Annotated in this window: 16 protein-coding genes, 2 pseudogenes and 3 other annotated features; of the genes and pseudogenes, 2 read left to right on the top strand and 16 right to left on the bottom strand. The window is 35.0% G+C overall.

Features of this window, described 5'->3' with window-relative positions; genetic code table 11:
* Positions 1-61 precede the first annotated feature (61 nt).
* From MKO96_RS00090 to MKO96_RS00050, 9 genes are all read right to left on the bottom strand, one after another.
* Complete coding sequence (locus tag MKO96_RS00090) at positions 62-3,178, bottom strand: MMPL family transporter (RefSeq protein WP_240586230.1); 3,117 nt, start codon at positions 3,176-3,178, stop codon at positions 62-64.
* A gap of 204 nt (positions 3,179-3,382) precedes the next feature.
* Complete coding sequence (locus MKO96_RS00085) at positions 3,383-3,949, bottom strand: TetR/AcrR family transcriptional regulator (protein ID WP_240586229.1); 567 nt, start codon at positions 3,947-3,949, stop codon at positions 3,383-3,385.
* Positions 3,950-4,180: 231 nt separating this feature from the next.
* A complete protein-coding gene (locus MKO96_RS00080; protein WP_240586228.1) occupies positions 4,181-5,341 on the bottom strand; it encodes a GNAT family N-acetyltransferase in 1,161 nt (386 codons plus the stop codon).
* A 135-nt stretch (positions 5,342-5,476) separates the two neighbouring features.
* Positions 5,477-6,766 (bottom strand): 3-phosphoshikimate 1-carboxyvinyltransferase, encoded by a 1,290-nt coding sequence (aroA, locus tag MKO96_RS00075; RefSeq protein ID WP_240586227.1) that lies wholly within the window; start codon positions 6,764-6,766, stop codon positions 5,477-5,479.
* 16 nt (positions 6,767-6,782) lie between these two features.
* Positions 6,783-7,883: a prephenate dehydrogenase gene (gene tyrA / locus MKO96_RS00070; RefSeq protein WP_023522270.1), complete on the bottom strand. Its 1,101-nt coding sequence runs from the start codon at positions 7,881-7,883 to the stop codon at positions 6,783-6,785.
* Positions 7,876-8,976: a histidinol-phosphate transaminase gene (hisC, locus tag MKO96_RS00065; protein WP_240586226.1), complete on the bottom strand. Its 1,101-nt coding sequence runs from the start codon at positions 8,974-8,976 to the stop codon at positions 7,876-7,878. The genes tyrA and hisC overlap by 8 nt, the downstream gene beginning before the upstream one ends.
* A gap of 18 nt (positions 8,977-8,994) precedes the next feature.
* Positions 8,995-10,167, bottom strand: a complete 1,173-nt coding sequence (aroC, locus tag MKO96_RS00060) for a chorismate synthase (protein WP_001269422.1) — start codon at positions 10,165-10,167, stop codon at positions 8,995-8,997.
* A 53-nt stretch (positions 10,168-10,220) separates the two neighbouring features.
* Positions 10,221-10,439, bottom strand: a binding site (T-box leader).
* A gap of 9 nt (positions 10,440-10,448) precedes the next feature.
* Entirely contained in the window at positions 10,449-11,525 is a 1,077-nt protein-coding gene (locus tag MKO96_RS00055) for a bifunctional 3-deoxy-7-phosphoheptulonate synthase/chorismate mutase (protein WP_001273578.1), read from the bottom strand.
* 194 nt (positions 11,526-11,719) lie between these two features.
* Positions 11,720-11,956 (bottom strand) — a binding site (T-box leader).
* Positions 11,957-12,010: 54 nt separating this feature from the next.
* Positions 12,011-12,247 (bottom strand) — a binding site (T-box leader).
* Between the two features lie 107 nt (positions 12,248-12,354).
* Positions 12,355-15,864, bottom strand: a complete 3,510-nt coding sequence (locus MKO96_RS00050) for a DUF4020 domain-containing protein (RefSeq protein WP_240586225.1) — start codon at positions 15,862-15,864, stop codon at positions 12,355-12,357.
* Positions 15,865-16,014: 150 nt separating this feature from the next.
* Between MKO96_RS00050 and MKO96_RS00045 the strand changes: the two genes are divergently transcribed.
* Positions 16,015-16,452 (top strand): YndM family protein, encoded by a 438-nt coding sequence (locus tag MKO96_RS00045; protein WP_001013096.1) that lies wholly within the window; start codon positions 16,015-16,017, stop codon positions 16,450-16,452.
* 148 nt (positions 16,453-16,600) lie between these two features.
* Here MKO96_RS00045 and MKO96_RS00040 read toward each other — a convergent pair whose 3' ends face one another.
* Genes MKO96_RS00040 through MKO96_RS00025 form a run of 4 tightly spaced genes read right to left on the bottom strand, consistent with a single transcriptional unit; the run spans position 16,601 to position 18,549 of the window.
* Positions 16,601-17,131: a cysteine hydrolase family protein gene (locus MKO96_RS00040; RefSeq protein ID WP_240586224.1), complete on the bottom strand. Its 531-nt coding sequence runs from the start codon at positions 17,129-17,131 to the stop codon at positions 16,601-16,603.
* Positions 17,128-17,676, bottom strand: a complete 549-nt coding sequence (locus tag MKO96_RS00035; RefSeq protein WP_240586223.1) for an isochorismatase family protein — start codon at positions 17,674-17,676, stop codon at positions 17,128-17,130. Before MKO96_RS00035 ends, MKO96_RS00040 begins: the two co-directional genes overlap by 4 nt.
* 5 nt (positions 17,677-17,681) lie before the next feature.
* Positions 17,682-18,230 carry a GNAT family N-acetyltransferase gene (locus MKO96_RS00030; RefSeq protein ID WP_240586222.1) on the bottom strand — a complete coding sequence of 183 codons (549 nt, stop codon included), beginning with the start codon at positions 18,228-18,230 and terminating at the stop codon, positions 17,682-17,684.
* Between the two features lie 13 nt (positions 18,231-18,243).
* Positions 18,244-18,549, bottom strand: coding sequence for a YfzA family protein (locus MKO96_RS00025; protein ID WP_087980789.1), 306 nt, complete (start codon positions 18,547-18,549; stop codon positions 18,244-18,246).
* Positions 18,550-18,649: 100 nt separating this feature from the next.
* On the opposite strand from MKO96_RS00025, the gene MKO96_RS00020 reads away from it, so the two are divergent.
* Positions 18,650-19,168, top strand: coding sequence for a kinase (locus MKO96_RS00020; RefSeq protein ID WP_240586221.1), 519 nt, complete (start codon positions 18,650-18,652; stop codon positions 19,166-19,168).
* Positions 19,169-19,284: 116 nt separating this feature from the next.
* Here the strand turns inward: MKO96_RS00020 and entB are convergent.
* The 3 genes and pseudogenes from entB to MKO96_RS00005 form a co-directional block, all read right to left on the bottom strand.
* Positions 19,285-20,572 (bottom strand): annotated as a pseudogene (gene entB, locus MKO96_RS00015) (cell wall-binding protein EntB).
* Positions 20,573-20,784: 212 nt separating this feature from the next.
* Positions 20,785-21,276 carry a nitroreductase gene (locus MKO96_RS00010; RefSeq protein WP_140386811.1) on the bottom strand — a complete coding sequence of 164 codons (492 nt, stop codon included), beginning with the start codon at positions 21,274-21,276 and terminating at the stop codon, positions 20,785-20,787.
* 207 nt (positions 21,277-21,483) lie between these two features.
* A pseudogene (locus tag MKO96_RS00005) lies at positions 21,484-21,710 on the bottom strand (sigma-54-dependent Fis family transcriptional regulator); the annotation flags it as partial.

Below are 21,710 nucleotides of genomic sequence, written 5' to 3'. Positions count from 1 at the left end.
ATAAAGATGTGATGGACAAATTTATTAAATAAGAAAAATCCCCTTTTAAAAGGGGATTCTTTTATTTTCTTTTACTTAATTTCTTCGTATAATGCTTCATTTTACTCGTTAACCCTATTAATGCAGGTAACAATATTGGCATCACAATGATAGCTAATAATAACAGTGCAACACCAACAACGGATGCTACTTGTATAAGTGTCAATACACCTGAAGGGATTAATGCAGCAAATGTACCACCTAAAATAAGTGCCGCTGATAATACGACTCCTCCTATGTGACGAGATGCATTTACAATTTTCATTGCGGGGTCCCCTTCTAGCTCATTGTATCGCATCATTACAAAAATGCTATAATCCACACCTAAAGCGACAATCATAATAAAACTAAAGAATGGTACATTCCAGCTTAATGACTCTACATTTAGTAAGTGTGCACTAATTTGTTCACTTATGCCAAGTGATGCAAAATAAGCTAATATTAAAGATCCAATAATGAAGATTGTATTTAAAAATGACCGTGTAATAATGAGTAATACAATCGCAATTCCAATTAACATAATCGTAGCTGTACGTAAGAAGTCTTGACCTGTTACTTCTTTTAAATCAACGTTTCGAGCTGTTGTGCCACCTATTGCTTTTTTCGTCGATTTTAATTCTGTACCATTTAACGTACCGTCTATCGTTTTATTAATTTCTTCAATGATTGGCATTGCTTCTTTTGAATACGGATTTACGTCTAAAATGATTGTCATTTTAGCAGTCTTTCTATCTTGTGACATGTACGTATTCAATGCTTTTTGGAAATCTTCCCCCTCTAAAACTTCTTTTGGTATATAAAATTTCGCAGAGCTTTTTGATTCATTTAGTTCTCCTAAATATTTTTGAGCATCTCCTAGACCGTTACTTACCTTTTCAAGCCCTTCTGTACTTTTAGATAATCCTGATTGTAATTGCCCCATCTGTTCTTGCAAGTCTTTCAGCCCGGTTAATAGCTGACCTTGCCCATTATTTATTTTTGTTAATCCGGTTTGTAACTCAGATGACTTGTTCGCAATTTGTTTTGATCCTGAAGCACCTTCATTTAATCCATTTTTAAGATCAGCTGCTCCTTTTTCTAACTTAGTAACTCCATCGCTCATTTCTTTTAAGCCGTTATCCACTTTCGATAACGATTGATTCGCTTCTTTAAATGAACCCATCGCCGCTTTATGTTGCGTTGCTAATTTATTCAATTCATTTGAAAGCCCACCTAATTGCTTTTGAGCCTCTTTAGCGATCCCTATCGTTTGCAGTATGTTCGGATCATTTGCTAATTCTGGTTTCGTTTGAATGAAATTGGTCATTAATATTTCAATTTGTTCATAGCCTTTTTTCGCACCATCAATCGCTTGAGAAATACTTCCGAAGTATTGATCGTAGGAACTTAAACCTTTTTCTAACTGCGAATAACCAGCATGAAGTTGTGACGTTGCATTAGATAGAACATTTATATTTTCATTTACTGAAGTTAATCCACTCTCAATTCGCTGCGCACCTTGTGCTCCGTTGTTTATACCACTTGAAAGTTGATTTAAAGCTGTTCCTAATGCTGACACACCATTTTTCGCTTCGTTTGTTCCACCAATTAACTTTTGAACGTTTGCAAGACTATTTGAGTCTTTACTACCCATTTTATCTTTCGCAGTAGTTAATCCATCATTAATTTCCTTTATACCACCATTGGCATCTCCTAATCCTGTATTTAGTTCTCCCGCTTGTTTATTTATATATAGTTCTTTTATCCTTTCACCAGTTGGACGCGTCGGTGAATATACTTCTGAAACACCTTTCACTTTCAAAATCTTATCAGTTAGTTCATCTAAAGTTTGAAGCGAACTCACCTCATCTAACTTGTTATCCGATTGAATGACTAACGTACTTGGTGAAGAAAAACCTGGTGGAAAATGCTCTTCTATTACGTTAATCCCCATTTTCGACTCATATTTATTATCTACTTCAAATAAATCATTGTAATTTAGTGTGTTAGAGTATTTCATTACGAAAGGAATCGATATCACAAATACGATGATTAAAGCTGCGAATGGTCTTACTACTGAGTTTTTCGCAAGAAATCCCCATAAACGACTATCCTCATGACCTTTAAATGTTTTAACTGGATAAAACATTCCTTTTCCTAAAAGCACCATAAAAAATGGATTTAACGTAGTTAATACGAGTAATAATACTGCAACACCAATCGCTACGGCTGAAGTAGATTGATATAATTTGAAACTTGCTAAAGCAAGAGATGCAAAACCAATTAGTACTGCTATCCCGCTATATAAAACGGTTTTCCCTGCTGATTTGAAAGTTTCTTTCGTAGCCAAAAATGCATTTTCTTGTTTACTTAATTCTTCTTTAAATCTTGTATATAATAAAATGTTATAATCTGTTCCAACCCCAAACAGGACAACAACTACAAACACTTGTGTAAAGTTAGAAAACGGAAAATTAAATTGATCTACTAAATGGGCAATAATCCCCATTGAAACTAAATATGATACACCCACTGTAAGAAGAGATACAATTGGAACAATTGGTGAACGAAATACAATGATTAATACAACTAGAATGAAAATGATAGAAATAACTTCTGTCTTTTTCACTCCCTCTTGAGAGGAAGTAAGAAAATCACCCGCTATTAAATCACTTCCTGTTAAGTACGTTTTAACCCCCTTCGTTTGCACTTTTTTATGAAGTCCATTCGAAACTTTTGATATTTCACCATTTTTTTTATCTACAGATATTTGCGTTAAAATGGTCGTATTGTCTTTAGATATCAACTGTTTTTCCAAATCTTTATTATCTAAGTGTGAAACAACTTCCTTAATACCTAATTGCTCTTTTTCATTTTGTAAAGCATGGATTGTTTTTACGATTTCCTCTTTTTGCTCAGTTGTTAAAGCTGTTTTACTTCCACTATTAAAAACAGCTATAATTTCATACTTTTCAGTCCCGTCTTTATCCATCTCTTTTATCATTTTGTCAGCAATACTACTTTGCTCTGTATTAGGAATCGTAATGTGCCCTTTTTCTTTCACTAATTTATCCATATTAGGCATCGTTACGATCATTGCAATAGTAATAACTATCCATAATAGAAAAGATAAACTTCTCCAATTTTTCAGCTTACTCATTTTAATCATCTCCCGCTTTAAAAATACTTTTTCGGAATGAACGTTCATTCCTATCGTTCTATTACATTATTTTGTAAAATCTATTAAACTACCTTTTCCGGAATGAATGTTCATTCCCATAATTACACAAATATCCTCTCCTACTCTCATTTTTCAAATCTATTCAGGAATGAATATTCATTCCTACACTTATAAGCTATAGAATCAAATGATTCTAATAGCGTTCCAAGAACTTTCTTCCAATTCTTTTACTAATTCTTTTGAGTATTCTAATTGCCCTGTTGCAATTACCTTCGTTAGTTTTTCTAGCGGTTGATATACAATAATAATTAAAGCAACTGGAGGCAATGGACGAAGAAAACCTTTTTCGATTCCATCTTCAATAATATTCATAAAGAAGCCTATAAAATTGTCAAATATTTTCTTACTCTGTTCGTCAAGAAAATAACTATCGCAGTGAGAATTTGTAAACAAAAAAGCGTCCACATTGTTTCTCGCAAATTCAAATAAACGGTTGTAAGTATGACTAAACTGTTCACGAATATTTGCTTCAACAGGAAAATCCGTTTTTATCACTTCAGAAAGCTCTAACATACTTTTTGAAAATAATGAGTTAACAAGCGCCTCTTTATTTTCAAAGTAGCGATAAATAGTACCCGCACCGACCTTTGCTTTTTCAGCGATCATTGGAATTGTAGTACCATCGTAACCACGCTCTGCGAAAAGTTGCATCGCAGCATCAAAAATATCCTCTTGTTTGTTTTTAGCCATTTTTTCCACCTCTATTTTCAGGAATGAAAATTCATTCCGTTTTTAATTATAAATTACATGGATTAAAAGTCAAGTGCGTGACCAGTATCGTTGCGTTTTTTTATCCCTTGTTTATGAATGAGATTATATCAGCGATTTCCGAGATATATCGACTTACCGACAAAAACTGACAATATAAGAGAAAACCGTCCCAAAATTTTGTTTGGGACAGCCCAATTTCCTCTTTATAACTTAAAAGAAATCATAAATAAATGCTTTACGTACCGGAACTATATTCTCAAACGCTCGTATTTCCTCTTCACTTCCGCTAATTAATTCTAGTTCATTAAGTTGTAACGGACGTTTGTATCCAAACATTATTGTAGATAATGCATTTATATCTAGCCTAATTCCTTTATCCTTTATTTCTTCTTCTATAATTGTTATTTCATGATTTGCAAGCCTCACTGTAACGTTATTCCACGGTGCAAATGAATCTGTAATATGTAAAATTACTTCTTGCTGTGCATTGTTCCAGTTCAACTCATATTGTTTTAAGAACTGCTCCACATCTACAATTCTGCCCATAAAATATGGTTTTATTTCTGCCTTCACTCGCGGCTCTTGCAGTGTATATAATAACGGTTCGTTTTCACTTACTGTCATTTCAAGTTCTTTAATCATAGAATCATGCTGACAAATAAAGTTCCACAGACCATTTCGTGCTTCATTATGCAGCGGAACAAATTCTTCTACTGTCATTTTGTAGTTTTCTATTTTATATAGCATGTAGCCAGTTGCCTTTTTATTTTCATCGTAATAAATCGCTAATGTTAAATCATCATAAACAGCTTGTAACCACCATTTTTCATCGCGAACTAGCATACCAGAAAAACGTTCTGCAAATGTTTCATAAATCTTCTCGACTTCTTCTGAATGATTTTCTTTATTGAAACGTTTCACAGTACCATTTACTTGTTTTTTCATAACTAAATCACTCTTTGTCATATGACATACAAAGAGATTCGCACAAAGTTCCCAGCCGTATTTACGGTAAAATGAAACAGCAAATGGATGTAGCATCGATACTGTATATCCGTCATGTTTCATCGTTTGAAGTGAGTGTTGAAGCAATTCTTTTACATATCCACTTCTTCTATACTCAGGATACGTCGCTACCCCTGCAACGCCACCCATTTTAAATTTTTCTTTACCTATGTATATATGAAACGGAATAAGGTGCAGTTTTGCTGCTACATCTTCACCTTCCATAATACCGTATATTTCATGACTTTCTTTCATCTTTGTAAGTTGTTGCTGCAATCGTTCCTCATCAACTTTATATTGAAAAGCGTATTCCGATAAGCGTAATGCTTCTCTAAATCTATCTTCTTTTAATCGTATAACGTTCATATATTTCTCCTCCATTCCTTGTTTGAATTGTACCATAATTCTCAATATTCCAGTGCGGCGAATGAAATTATATGAACTTAACGACACGAATCCAATATAAAAAGCAGATACATCCCGTATCTGCTTTTTATTACTTTATTTTGCTAACTTTTGAAGTTCTTCGAAGAATGTAGGATATGATACGCCTACTGCTTCTGCGTCTTCAATTGTTGTTTTTCCTTCTGCTAGACAGCCGGCAATTGCAAGCATCATTCCGATGCGGTGATCACCGTAACTATTTACTGTATTTCCTTTTAGTGCTGATTTCCCGTAAATAATCATGCCATCATCAGTTGCTTCTATGCGCGCTCCTAGTTTCGTTAACTCCGCAACGACTGTATCGATACGGTTCGTTTCTTTTACTTTTAATTCGTGCGCATCTTTAATTACTGTAATTCCTTCTGCTTGCGTTGCCGCTAAGGCGATAACAGGAATTTCATCGATTAATCTTGGGATAATATCTCCGCCAATTTCAATTCCTTTTAATGAAGATGTTTCGATCGTAATTTTTGCTGCTGGTTCTGATGATCCTTCGTTAATTGGCTCTACAGTGAACATAGCACCCATTTTCTCTAAAACATCAATAATACCTGTACGAGTTGGGTTCATCCCTACATTTTGTAATACTAGTTTACTATTTGGAATGATTGCGCCTGCTACTAAGAAAAATGCTGCTGATGATACGTCACCTGGCACTTGAACGTCTGTTGCTGTTAACTTTTGCCCACCTGCAAGTTTCACTGTTTTTCCTTCGCGAGTTACTTTAACTCCAAATGCTTCAAGCATTCTTTCTGTATGATCGCGTGAAATATGTGGTTCTGTAACAGCTGTTACACCTTCTGCTCGAAGTCCTGCAAGTAAAATAGCTGACTTTACTTGTGCACTTGCTACAGGTGAAGTGTATTCAATTGCTTGTAAATCTCCGCCACGTATTGTTAACGGTGTAAACGTTCCTTCTTCGCGGCCATCAATGATTGCACCCATTTGTTTTAATGGATTTGTTACACGTTTCATCGGTCTTTTTGCGATAGATGAATCACCTTGTACGCAAGAGAAAAATGGTGTATTTGCCAAAATTCCTGACATTAATCGTATCGTTGTACCAGAATTACCAACATCTAATACAGCTTTCGGTTCTTGTAATCCTTCTAACCCTTTACCAACTACAGTGACTTCATCACCGTTTTGCACTATGTCTACTCCCATTTCTTTAAAGCAAGAAATCGTACTTAAACAGTCTGCACCAGGCAAGAAACCTTTAATTGTTGTTGTTCCCTCTGCAATCGCGCCGAACATGACAGCACGGTGTGAAATGGATTTATCTCCTGGAATTGTAATGTTGCCATTTAATCCGTTATTAACAGGTTGTATCGATCTTTCCTTCACGTTTTCACCTTCTCATTTAAATTGTTTCATAAGTTTGGTATTTTTCTTCTCCAAGCGCTAGCTTTGCTTTCATACGATCTTCTTCTCTTTGGAAGCTAATACGTAACACCCCAAGCAACCCTTCACGCGCTTCTAATATTTGCAAGTTCGTAATACTAATTTCTTCGCGCGCTAGAATACTCGTAATATGAGCCAATGCCCCTACTTTATCTAAGACATCAACGTATAAGTCGTGATAGGCAGGAATTGCCCCTCTCTTTCGTACTGGTAAAGAGTCACGGTATTCTTTCGCGTCTGCAAAATAGTTTTGAATCTCGCCTGCATCTCCGGTAGAAACTGTATCATATAAATCTTCCATTTCAGAGATCCACTCTTTTAATAATACCATTAAATGCTCACGATTTTGCTTAACAATATCACTCCACATTTTTGGGCTACTAGATGCGATACGTGTAATGTCTTTAAACCCTCCGGCAGCTAGTTGATGAATAAGTGGATTATCTCCTGCATGTTTCTCCACTTGTTTCACTAATCCTGCTGCGATAAGATGCGGAAAATGACTAACAATCCCTGTTACATAATCATGTTCTTCCGTATTTAAAACGAGAAAATGAGATCCTGTTCCTTGTAACCAACGCTTTAGTTCTTCCACATGTTCATTTGGCACATGATTCATCGGCGTTAAAATGTAAAATGCATTTTCAAATAAATGCGCTTTTGCACTTTCAACTCCAGTCTTATGAGAACCTGCCATCGGATGTCCACCAATGAAAGATACTTCCTTTGAAAATAAAGCTTCCGCTTCATTCATAATCGTTCCTTTTGTACTACCAACATCGGTTACAATAACATCTTCTCTTAAACGAAATGACGCTAATTTGTGTAATAACTTCTTCGTTTCTTCAACTGGAGAAGCAAAAACAATTAAATGCGCCTCTTCGCATGCACGCTGTAAATCTACCGCTACTTCATCTACTACGTGTAATTCTTTTGCACGCTCTACTTGTTCTTGAAAAATATCATAACCTGTTATCGTTACATCGTGCTCTTTCTTAATTGCTAATGCGAGAGAGCCTCCTATTAAACCTGTTCCAATTAATACTACCTTTTTACGCATTTGCCTCATCTCGAGACTTTCTTTTTTTATTTTCAAAGTGTTGTTTTAACACTGAAATCACTCCTTCATTTTGCTCCCTTGTTCCGACTGTAATACGGACACCATTCGGGAACGGACGTATAATAAACCCTGCGTGTGCACAAGCTTCATAAATCTCTCCAGCATTCTCAACTGGCAAGAAGATGAAATTTGTTTGCGATGGATAAAACGGAATTTCATTTTCCTTACAAAAGCTCTCGTATTGTTGTAATCCCTCTGTATTCACACGAACTATTTCTTCAATAAACTCATCATCACCAAAAGCAATCGTCGCTGCTTTTTGCGCTAATGAAGATACGTTAAATGGCAAACGTACGACATTTAATTTCTCGATTAACTCTTCCTGTCCAATCGCATATCCAACGCGGAAAGAAGCTAATCCGTACGCTTTAGAAAATGTTCTAAGTACAAGAATATTTTTATGTTTTTCTAAAAGCGGTAATGTCTCCGGGAAATCTTTTGCTGTTACGTATTCATAGTACGCTTCATCAATGACAATTAACGTATTTTCACTAATACCTTCAATAAATTGAGTTAATTTTCGATTATTCACATATGTGCCTGTCGGATTGTTCGGATTACAAATCCATACGATTTTCGTATTATTATTTACCGCTGACGAAATTTCGTCTAAATCGTATACACCGTTATTTAAAGGAATTTCTTTCACTTCACAACCTTCAATAATTGCATGATGACGGTACTGCGGGAATGTTGCACCAGCCGTTACGATGTTATCTCCTGCCTTCAGTACTGCACGACTGATCATTTGAATAACCTCATCTAAACCACTACCGCAAAGTACTTGTTCCATTTGTACATGTAACTTATTTGCAATTGTTTGACGGAGCGTTGTAGCACCTCCGTCAGGATATAAAGCATGTTCCAACCACGATTTTTGCAACTCATCTAAAACACGTGGTGAGCAGCCGAATGGATTTTCATTTGATGCTAATTTCACAAATGAATGATCTCCGTACACTTCTTTCATTTGTTCAGGTGATTTACCTGGTTTGTATGGTTGTAATGATGATAGTTGATCTTTTACTTGCATGTTAAAACCACCTTTTTATTAAAATTCTTTTGCGTATTTGTTATGTTGCGTAATGTTTTGCTGAATTAAATCCATACGATCTTTTCCGAATTGTTCGACTAGTGCATGTGCAAGTTCCCATGCTACAACAGATTCAGCTACTACACCTGCTGCTGGTACTGCACAACTATCAGATCTTTCAATACTCGCTTGGAACGCTTCTTTCGTATCAATGTCAACACTTGCTAACGGCTTGTATAATGTAGGTATTGGTTTCATTACACCTCTTACGACTATTGGCATTCCTGTTGTCATACCACCTTCTAAACCGCCAGCATTATTCGTTTTTCTCGTGTATCCATTTTCTTCATCCCATAATATTTCATCGTGTACTTTACTTCCCGGCTGTCTTGCTGCTTCAAAACCAACGCCAATTTCAGCACCTTTAAATGCATTAATACTCATAATTGCACCAGCAAGTTTTGCATCTAATTTACGATCGTAATGAACGTAACTACCAACACCTATTGGCATACCTTCTGCAATAACTTCAACAATACCGCCGATTGAATCCCCGCTACTTTTAGCGTTATCTATCGCATCCATCATCTCTTGTTCTACTTCTTTATCTAAACATCGAACTGGTGAATTTTCAGTAATCGTTTGAATTTCTTCTATTGGTAAGTTTGAAATTCGTTTCGCTTGTACCCCACCAATTTCAAGAACATGCCCTGCAATTTCTACGCCTAATTCTTTCAAAATTTGTTTCGCAACTGCACCAGCAGCTACACGAACTGTCGTTTCTCTTGCAGATGAGCGCTCTAGTACGTTTCTTATATCACGATGTCCATATTTAATTGCGCCGTTTAAATCCGCATGTCCTGGACGTGGTTTTGTAATTGTACGTTTCATATCTTTACTTTCTTTTTCCGAAATTGGCTCTGCACCCATTACTTTCGTCCAATGTTTGAAATCATCATTTTTTACAATTAACGTGATCGGTGAGCCAAGTGTCATCCCATGTCGAACACCACTTACAATTTCAACTGTATCAGTTTCAATTTGCATACGTCTTCCGCGTCCGTGCCCTTTTTGTCTTCTTAATAATTCTTTATTAATATGTTCCGCTGTTAATGTTAAACCTGCTGGTACACCTTCTAAAATAACTGTTAACTGCGGCCCATGTGATTCTCCAGCTGTAATGTATCTCATTTCTCTTACCCCTTTACTATTTTTTTGTACAAAAAAGTCCCTACTGAGCGCTCAGTAGGGACGATGTTTATCGCGGTACCACCCTAGTTGTAGACAACTATCGTCTACCTCTCTTCTTCTTTAACGATCGTTTGACCGTCTTTCCCTCCATTTGCGGCGGGAAAGATGCTCCAAGGCTGTAATTCATGCTTACCTTTGTACTGATTCACACCGACCATCAGCTCTCTATAACAGGGAGATAAGCACTACTGTTTCCTCTTCAGCGCATATATGATATGGAATTAAGATAATTTATTTTTGAAACCTTTTAACTCATCCATGAATCTATGGAATTCTGGAATATCCATTTGTTGTGCAGAATCTGATAATGCAACCGCTGGGTCTGGGTGTACTTCAGCCATTACTGCATCTGCGCCAATTGCAAGTGCTGCTTTCGCTGTTGGTAATAATAAGTCTCTACGTCCAGTTGAATGCGTTACGTCAACGATTACTGGTAAATGTGTTTCTTTCTTTAAAATCGGTACTGCTGAAATATCTAATGTGTTACGTGTTGCTCTTTCGTATGTGCGGATACCGCGCTCACATAGAATAATTTGGTCGTTACCTTGTGCAATGATGTATTCAGCTGCGTTAATGAACTCATCAATTGTTGCTGCTAATCCACGTTTTAATAATACTGGCTTGTTAACTTTACCTACAGCTCGTAATAAATCGAAGTTTTGCATGTTACGTGCACCAACTTGAATTACATCAACGTAGTCTAATGCCATTTCAACATCGTTCGGATTTAAAATTTCACTAATGATCGCTAAGTCGAACTCATCTGCTACTTGGCGTAAAATTTGTAATCCTTCTACTCCTAAACCTTGGAAATCGTATGGAGATGTTCTCGGTTTGAAAGCACCACCGCGCATTAATTTTAGACCTTGGTCTTTCATCGCTTGCCCTACTTGGCGAACTTGCTCTAAACTTTCTACCGCACAAGGTCCCATTATGAACGTTTGTGTTCCGTTTCCAATCAATTCACCTTTTACATTAACGATTGTATTTTCTTGTTTCTTTTTACGTGATACTAGTAATGCTTTACGGTTATCATCTTCTTGTAATTCTAAGCTAGCTTTGAAGATTGTTTTGAAAATATGTTGAACAGTTGACGTTTCGAATGGTCCTTCGTTATGCTCTGCGATCATATCAAGTACTTCACGCTCACGTACTGGATCAAAACGTTTCGTACCTTGTACTTGCTTTTGCTCCCCAATTTTTTGAACGATTTCACCACGTTTGTTTAAAAGGTGTAATAGTTGTAAGTTAATTTCATCTACCTGTTTACGTAATTGATCTAATTCATGATTTGCCATTTGGAAATCCTCCTCTAATGTTTTAAAAGTATAGTAAGAGAATGAAAAATTCTCTATTTTCTGAACTGATAAATTATACAAATTTTAAGTGGAATCGATACCTCTTCTTATTTTAAACGAATACTTACTATAAGGACACTATCGACTAGATAAAAACCCACTTTTTTGTACAAAAAATCCCTACTGATCCAATCAGTAGGGACGATATTTATCGCGGTACCACCCTAGTTGTAGACTTCTTTCGTCTACCTCTCTTCATTGTTAACGATCATCTGACCGTCTTTCCCTTCATAAAGACAATACTTATCTTTATTACGAAAAAGATGCTCTAGGACTGTAATTCGCTCTTGTTTTTGTACTGGTTCACACCAACCACCAGCTCTCTGTTACAGGGAAACAACAACTACTGCTTTTCCTTTCAACGCATATATATTTAATTTTCAAGTTGGACCACTAAAATACAAAAAGTCCCTACTGAATAAATCAGTAGGGACGATATTTATCGCGGTACCACCCTAGTTGTAGACTAACTTTCCGTCTACCTCTCTTCACTGTTAACGATCAATTGACCGCTTTTTCTTCATAAAGACAATACTATCTTTACTACGAAAAAGATGCTCCAAGACTGTAATTCATGATTATCCCTGTACTGGTTCACACCAACCACCAGCTCTCTGCTACAGTAAGACTAACCACTACTGTGATCTCTTCATTGCACTTTGTTTATTCAAATGTTTTTGAAATTGAATAAGTATGATTCGTATTATAGAACGCTTTTCAAAACACTGTCAACAACTTTTTATATATTTTTTAAAATTCCACTTCCGCCCTACATTTCTTCTTGTAAATTCTCCATAACAATTCCGATGCGAATTATCTCATTATCTATTGCATTTAATACATATTTTTCTACTCCATACTGGATTAATATTTCTTTTATTTGAATGATTTCAGTTTCAAGTAAATCGGCTTCCTGAAGCGTTTGTAATAAAGTAAAAAATACATTTGCATACAATTCTTTATACATTTCTATACTCTCTGTCTTTTCAAGTATTCCATTAAACAACTGTTTTAACTCCGTTTGATTCCCTTTTCCAACCACATCTGAAAATGTTTTTATTATAGATAATCCTCTTTCTACTATTTCATCCATAAATAAAATAATACGCAAAAGCATTACATATTCTCTAGCTGTGATTTCACCCATTTTCGGTCGCTCTCGCAAAAATACACTGAGCCAAGATGCCCAAAATTTTTGTTGTTCTTTTGCACTCAACGTTTTGACGTAATAGCATAAAAACTCCATAAATTTAATTTTATTTTCTTCATTTTCTTGTATAAGTAACGGGTATAACCAATCTGTTTTTTGCTCCCAATACAGTACACATTTAATAAATACAAAACTGAGCCATTTCAAGAAAGCTTCCCTCGTATGCGGATGCAATACTTCCAAATGTTCTACCGCATACTTAATAAATCGCTTCATCTCTGTAAATAAAGGTAAATTGATTTGCGTGTAACATACGCCTGCCCATGCATATTTCGTAATCTCATTTTCCTTCTTTAAATCTAAATACGGTAGCAAATATTTTCGGCACCATTGCTTCTCGATATGATAAAGAAATGTAATATCTGCTACTAAACGCGCTAACATAAAATTTGTCCGTTCTGTACTAACTCTTACTTGTTCTTCAAATAAAAATAAATATTCATACACGTTACGATCGTATAAATGATCATATGATAACAGTTTTAATAATACAGCTGTCATTTTCCCAACAGGATGCTGGATCGATTCATTATAAAAGTCTTGTTTTCCAAGCTTAAAATCTGTATCACTTTTCATTACTTGAGGGAATACCGAAAAAGCAAAACGTTTCACACTGCGTATACTATTTTCCTCTAACTCTTCTAATCGATTACTAATTTCATATAGAAAGCTACTAATTAACCAATGAAAAGCAGTATTTCTAACAAATTTCTGTAATAGCGGAATTACTTTTTGGATTTGTTCATTTGTCAATCCTCGATTATTTCGCCACTCTCTAATACAAACAAACCATACTTCATTACTTATTTCGTGCATCCCAACTAATTGATAGGCAAATGAAATACTCCATTCTGTATTCAATTTACATGCTTTCGATAACATCTCTAAAAAATGGCTTTGTTCAAAAACACCGTCTTGAGAAAATTGACGAACTTGCTTCATAATTTCATCGTCTTTCAGCTGCAATAATCCATCAGCAGTTACATTACAAGTAATACTTTGATCTGCGGTCTCTTTCTTTTGTACACTATATCGATCAGAATGAAAGTGAGGATGTTTTTGCTTCATTAACTCATAACCTTTTGCTGTAGATGGACTATTTGAATCACAAGTGAATAATAAATCTAAAACTAAACAAACATCAAATGCTCTCTCCTCTGCAAGGTCCTTTAATACAATTTGAATAACCTCTTCCTTTGTTTTTTCTAAAGAGAGTACGAAATGATTTTTTATAAGTTGAAAAACTTCGTGTTTATACGTGACATCTAAAAGAAGTCCTTCCTGTAACAACCATTTCATTTTTGCATCGGCGCTAACGAATATATTTTTATTCATTGCATCAATTGCAATTCGGTTCTGAAGCATGCTATTTGCTTCTATCATTTCTGTAATATAATAATTTGCTTTTTTTTCATTATTTTCACACAAATAAGTTAAACACTCTTTTACAATTTGAATTAAAAATGCAAGATCATTTTGCTGAAACTCTTTTTCAACATTTTCCTTATCCTTTTTTTTCAGTGCTGTTTGTCGTAGTGATAACATTCGCATCTTCTCTATTCCCATCATCATAATTGGTACGGCGTAATAGGAAATATAGGGTTTCATCTTCTCATTCCAAATTTGCTCCACATAAGAAAATGTAGACACTGGTAAACGACTCGATTCCTCAAGTTCTATTGATTCTTCTGTATCATTTCCCCATTTTCTCTCCCGCTTTAACTTAAGCTTTCCATCCAAAATAAACGTTAGTAATAATAAAGCAATCTCTTTATGCTCAGGAAAAGAACATTTTTGGAGTAAGTAAGAAATTTTTCCAATTGATTTACTATCTTTTTCAGCTGTTTCTAATAAAAGAAGTGTCCATCTTGCAAACAACAACGGGTCCATTTTAATTTTTGTTTCGTTTAAGTAGCTACAAATTGTTCTCCATAATAACGGAGATATTTTAGAATGATTTTTAAAAATTAATTGAAATAATTCTTTTTGATGACTAAAAAGAAATTGTTCGACTAACCATTCTGCAAGTAATTCATCTACCTCATTATCGTTTGATGTAACTAAAAATAAATTTTGTAATTTCCCTTCTGCTTCAAGCCATTCCACCCATTCATAATCATGAGCAAATTCAACAAAGTAGCGGACTGTTTCAATTTTTTTTATGGATTGTTTTATGTATGATAATTGCTCCTGCTCTACTGACGGTGGAACTGTTACTATGTCACGAATCCGCATTCGTTTTGTAATATAATTATCTCCCATTAATTCTGCCCATCGCTTCACTGCTTTAACAAGAGATTGATGATTATTACCTTTATTCGGGTATACAATCGGCCGTATTCCTAAATGCTCCCAATGGTACGTATTTTCCCCTTGTGCAACAAATGCATAACGCCGTGTACTTGGCGGTAAACCAGTCGCTAAATATTTCATTACTGGGTCATTATGGCTATACCCAACGAATAAAACAGTATAATTCGAGAATAAATCAACTAAAAATCTTCTTGCCCATCCTTCGGTCAAGTAAGCCCTTCCAAAATCACCATCTGTTAAAATTAATGCCTCTTTCTCTTGTTCTATATTGCCATGTATGTAAGCGAGTCCTTTAAACGCTCTACCTGTAGGTAAAGCAGGTGCGTAATATACGTTTAATTCTCTATTCATTTCTTTCATCGCAGTTGTAAAATGTCCATCAAAATTTGTTGTTACAATGCGAACTTCCGTATCTAAAGGAAACAATCTCGGAATCGCATAATGCAGCGGATTTGGCTTTGACTTTTCAGTATGAACTAAATCTCTTGCAACTTGATGTACATCTTTTGTTTTCGCAATTTTACCAAGATAATAATCATGAGGTTCTGTTATTTCACGCGTTTCTACATATAACGTTTTTGCAATCTCATCAACTAGATCGTCAAAATTCGGTAAGTTTGATTTCCCTTTCATAGAAACTCCTGCTCCAACAAATAGTACTAACTTTCCTTGTTCAAGATGATCAATTAACTCATCTGGAATTTCTACTTCTGAAGTAATCCACACCCCGGATTCCCCCTTACCTAAAAATGTCATATACTCTCATTTTACTATAACATTTTTTCTTTGTTTTTTTAATATTTAGACAAAATTTGAACGTGAAAAAGTTTTATGTAAATATATTCGTTACAATGTATGAACTCCTAAATTTATTGTAAAACTATGTATAAATCGGAGGTGTAAATATTGAATGGTTTTACTGTAGTACTTATCAAATTTATATCGTGCATTATCGCATTTAGTATTGGACTCGCTTTATTTTTCCCTGCAACGTTCGTCCAAATTATTTCATTTAGTCTCTTTGTTACAATCGTATCCTATATGTTCGTCGATAAAATCATATTAAACCGAATAGGTAATACCGGTGCCATTATGTCGGATTTCTTGCTAACGTATTTAAGCGTATGGATTTTCGGTAATATTTTATTAGACAATTACATGCAAATTGCATGGGGGAGTTTCCTTTCCGCTACTGTCTTTACATTATCTGAAGTAATCGTTCATCGCTTTTCTAACTCCCACACAAGACACAACAATGATAACATTCATATTAATCGCCGCTTTGCATATGGTACGGAATTTGCTGAAGAACAGAATGTATTGGATAAAGATAAGAAGAAATAACATTGTGATGCAGGAGCGCCCTTTTTAATTATGTGGTGCTCCTTTTGTGTCTTTTCATTATGGTGCGTGAAATTATACAAACGATTATTTCAAGATATCGATCTACCGAAAATATTTGACCCTATTTCTTACAATAAAAAACTGCCTCTTATTTAGAGGCAGTCACTTTCAAATCTTTTAACGCAACAACATTAGCAAACGCTCCAAACACTACATTATGATGTTTCACAATGTCTTCAGCACGTAACACTTCTGTATGAAACGTACTATGTGCATCACTCACTAACGTTACTTTATACCCTTCACTAAACGCTCTTCGCGTTGTCGTATCCACACAGTACTCCGTTTGCATCCCTGAAATAATTACGTGTTCAATCCCTTTTTCTTGTAATACTTCATTTAAGTTCGTCTTATGGAATGAATCTGGCGTCGTCTTTTCAATGATACTGTCCCCTTCTTGCGGGGCAATTGCCTCATGCACTTTCCATCCAGCTGTACCTTTTTCTAACGGATGATCTTTTGGCCCGTTATGTTGTACATAAATAACTGGAATATTATTAGACCGACATTCCCCAATAAGTTCTTGCAATATTTCTAAAAACTTCTCCCCATTATGTACTGACATTCCTGCTGTATACATACCCGCTTGCACATCAATTACTATTAAAGCTTTTTTCATTTCGCGCAGCTCCCTTTTTTTGTATATGTCTCTATATATTCATCATAATACAAAACTTCAATTACATTAGACCAATTCAAGACTGATCCGATAAAATCTTTTATATCAAGCCCAGGCATTTCATATACTTCTTCATCGTTAGCAGTTCCTGTCGCATCTTCAATGAGCGTAACTTTATAGCCTTTTTCAAAAGCAGCGATACTTGTAAATAAACAGCAAAATTCCGTATTAAATCCAACGATTACAACATGATCAACTTTATGTTTTGTTAATACCTCTTCAACACTTGTACCTTTAAAAGCACTAGGTGTTGTCTTCTCAACTACATAATCCGCAAACTCGGCATATTCTTCTACTAATTCACTGCCGGCTGCTTCAAAATACAACGTACTTTCTGGATTATTATCTCGGTGTTTTAAGAAAATAATAGGTTCATTCTCCGTTTTAAATCGTTTTAAAAGATTTGTGATTAACTCTTTTTCAACAGAAAAATCTTTACACTCTAGTATCGCCTTCTGCATATCTAATACAAGTAGCGCCTTCATTTATATCACCTATCCCCTATAGAGTTATACTCCATCATCCAACAATCTTCTAATTTCCCCTCATGCAGCTCATGTTCCTTTAATATCTTCACCTTTTTAAATCCGCATTTTTCATAACATTTTATCGCGCGTTCATTATTTACTTTCGGATCCATTGCGATTGCTTCTGCTCCCGTGTTCTCCATAATATATGTAATTGCTGCCTGAACGAGTTTCGTTCCAATTCCTTTTTCCCAATAAGTCGGCTCACCGATAAATTGATCCATTCCCCATATATTTTGAGATTCTTCATAGCCATATAATGTTTTCCACTCAGAATCAACTGGATACATTTGAATATAACCAATCGGCATATTATCAAACTCTATTACACACCTTTTTTCATGACTATTGGGATTATGTATGAAATGATCCAGTACCATTTCTACAGATTGCGGATTATCTCGCCCTTCGTAATACTGCAAGACTTCTGGGTCTGTTAACCATTTTGAAATGACCTGTGCATCCTCTTCTTTTACGTACCGTACCGATACATGATCTTTTTGAAATAGCATATAATACCTCTTTTTAATTATTTATATTTTTCCTTGTTGTGAAATCTTTCATTGCACCTATTAATGCGTATGGTAACAATGTAATCGCAAAAAATGCTGTAAACACATTAAAATGAGGAATTTCATATGGAGTGAACCATTCCGTGAAAAATTCAGAATGTAAAATTCTATTTAAAAACTCTCCACTTGGCTTAAAATTTGGTGCCCATCCTGTAATCTCACAAATAATAAATAGTAATTGAACAATTATAAAAGCCCCTAGATAGCGAAACCATGTCCGTTTCCAAATCGGCTGCACCTTTTTTAATTTATATTCCATCTAGCTCCCACCTTTTTATTTCAATCCTATTAATTATACACTTTCCGCACTTTATTTGTTAAAATTTTCTATATACTCATTCACGCTGGGGGAATACATTATGTCTAATCCTATACTTAAATCAACTTTAATCATTCTTAGAGGCAACTCCGCAAGTGGTAAAACAACAATCGCGAAGCAACTACAAGAACATTTCGGACAAGGTACACTTTTAGTATCACAGGATGTTGTACGTAGAGATATGCTTAGGGTACACGATACGATGGGGAATTTATCACATGATTTACTAATTGAAATTACAAAGTACGGAAAAGGAAAATGTGAATTTGTTATTTTAGAAGGCATTTTAAACAGTCGTAGATACGGTGATATGCTGAAAGAATTAATACATTTTTTTGAAGGAAACGTCTATACATATTACTTTGATTTATCGTTAAAAGAAACGATTCGACGACATAACACAAGGAACCAACGACATGAATTTGGTGAGGATTCCCTAGAAAAATGGTATAATCCCCACGATACAATTGAGGTTCCCAGAGAAGCTATTTTTACAGATAACTTCACGCAAAAAGATATATTTAATGCGATTCTTACTGATGTTGCGATACAAAAATAAGACCGACAGAATATGTCAGTCTTATTTTCTTTCTGTGCTTTGTATTTTATTTCCACTCAAAAATAAAAGCCAGCCTCAATAAAGAGAGCTGACTTTTATATAGTTAACTATATTTATTATAAAATTTTAACTTTAACAGTTTGTCTTCCCCAATTCATAGCTTTACTTTTTGAGCCCATTAAAACATCAATACGATTTCCTTTAATAGCACTTCCAGTATCACCAGCAATTGCTTCGCCATAACCTTCTACCCATACTTTAGATCCTAATGGGATTACTTTCGGATCAACTGCGATAATTCTCATATTCGGATTAGCCGTTAAATCATGCCCCATCGCAGTTAAAACGCGTCCACCATATGTACCATTTTCACTTGGATCAGCAGTATATGCAGTCGCTACTACCGTTAATTCACGTTTAGCAGACTGTATGTTATTTTTAGATTCTTCTTTTGCTTTTGCTACTTCTCTTGCTTTCGCCTCTTCTTTAGCCTTCGCTATTTCTTGGGCCTTTACTTCTTCCTTAGCCTTCGCTATTTCTTGAGCTTTTGCTTCTTCTTTTGCTTTTGCTATTTCTTGGGCTTTCGCCTCTTCTTTAGCCTTCGCTATTTCTTGGGCCTTTACTTCTTCCTTAGCCTTCGCTATTTCTTGAGCTTTTGCTTCTTCTTTTGCTTTTGCTATTTCTTGGGCTTTCGCCTCTTCTTTAGCCTTCGCTATTTCTTGGGCCTTTACTTCTTCCTTAGCCTTCGCTTTCTTCCCTAGGCTTTACTACTTCTTTTACTTTCACTTCTTCCTTAGGCTTTACTACTTCTTTTACTTTCGCTTCTTCTTTAGCTTTTTCTACTTCTTTTACTTTCACTTCTTCTTTAGGCTTTACTACTTTTTGTGTTTTAGCTTCTTCCTTAGCTTTAACCGTTTTTTGTACTTTCGCTACTTGCTTCGTTTTCTCTTCAGCCTTTTTTTCAACTGGTGCTGTACTTGATAAGAAAGAAACATTCGCATAGGCTGTTTTTCCTTTATACTCAAATTGCAGCCATCCGTCTATTACTTGATGCGTTGATTCAATAACATCATCTTTTTTCAGTCTGCCAAGAATTTCTGATTCTGTATTTGCATCAGAACGGACATTTAACAAATTCGCTGTTACATGATACACATCTTTTGTAAACTCCGAACTAACAAACACTTCTTTACCGTTTAAATCAATTTTTGACCATCCATCTTCGGTATTTATTACTTTTAACTCTTGTCCCTCCTTTACTTTTTCGACAACTTTTGATTCCGTAGTCGGTTTTTCACGTACATTGAGTACATCTGCTGTTACGATCGTTTCTGCGATAGCAGTTGTGGTAAAAGCCCCCAATCCCAAAACAGTTGCTGTTGCTGCGCCAATTACTTTTTTCATATTAGCCTCCATTACGTTTTTTGTATTCTATGAAAAATTTCCATAAAATCAGGAAATTTCACAGTGTATCAAAACATTTGCAACAGTATATTAATACCGTTTAATATACTGTTTTTAAAACTTCCTACTTCAATAGTATCAAATTCTCAATTCTAATTCTATACATTATCAATCTCCTCATCTTTTATAAACTCTTCATACCCTTCTTCATACTAAATAGTTGTCGCAATTCCCGCCAAAAATAAACTTACGATTGCTAAAAATTTTGTTCCGACTATAGCCCCTCTTAAATGAAACTTGTAATCTTTATAACCCTTCATCCCTTCTGTACTAGGAATAACAACAAATCTCGGGGTAATCCAGCAAAAGATTAGCCAATCAATTATAAACAAATCTACTAAATTAAAAATCATTAAAATACCAAAAATATGTAAATAGGCATCAATATATAATAATTTTTCATGTTTATGCAGTATATATGTAGAAACGAAAGGAGTACCGAAAAGAATAGCATTATATATGATATTAAAGTAAATCGTTTGCTTCTTTTCATCAATCGATTTTGGAAAAACTACCTTTTGAATATCTTTCGGATATTCAGTTAACGAAAGACGAGGATTATAATATAAAGATCCTAAAATCATTACGGATAGTACAATAGACATAATGACACCAACGTACATCATTTGCTCAAATGGATTCATATGCTTCATTCACCCTTTTCTGCATTCACTCCATAGTGCACACACTTAATTACACATTGTATGTACGTTACTAACCAAAAATTAATAATTACCTTTAATAATCTTTTATAATTAAAATTATGATTTACGTGTCATTAAACTTTTCTGAAGAACATTAAAAATTAGTTTGGAGGAGTTATTATGAAGAAACTATATTTTAATAAATCTTTTCCCCTTGCTTTCCAGAATGGCAATTGATCCATATTCTGTCTCATTCTGATATACACGGGATTCATTCACAATTAAAACTTGGTTGCCACGCCTACATTCATACCTGTACAAACTACCCTTTTGATTAACTACTAACTTTTTACGATCAGGAATAATCGTTGATATATGCTCACCTATTATTTCATTTTCTTTATTCTGTAGCATGCTACATAATAGTTTGTTGC

This window comes from Bacillus sp. ES1-5, from assembly GCF_022487605.1.
In the GTDB taxonomy this organism is placed as follows: Bacteria; Bacillota; Bacilli; order Bacillales; family Bacillaceae_G; genus Bacillus_A; species Bacillus_A wiedmannii.
Note: the sequence above shows the minus strand (reverse complement) of the source record. Positions and strands in the feature narration are given on the sequence as shown.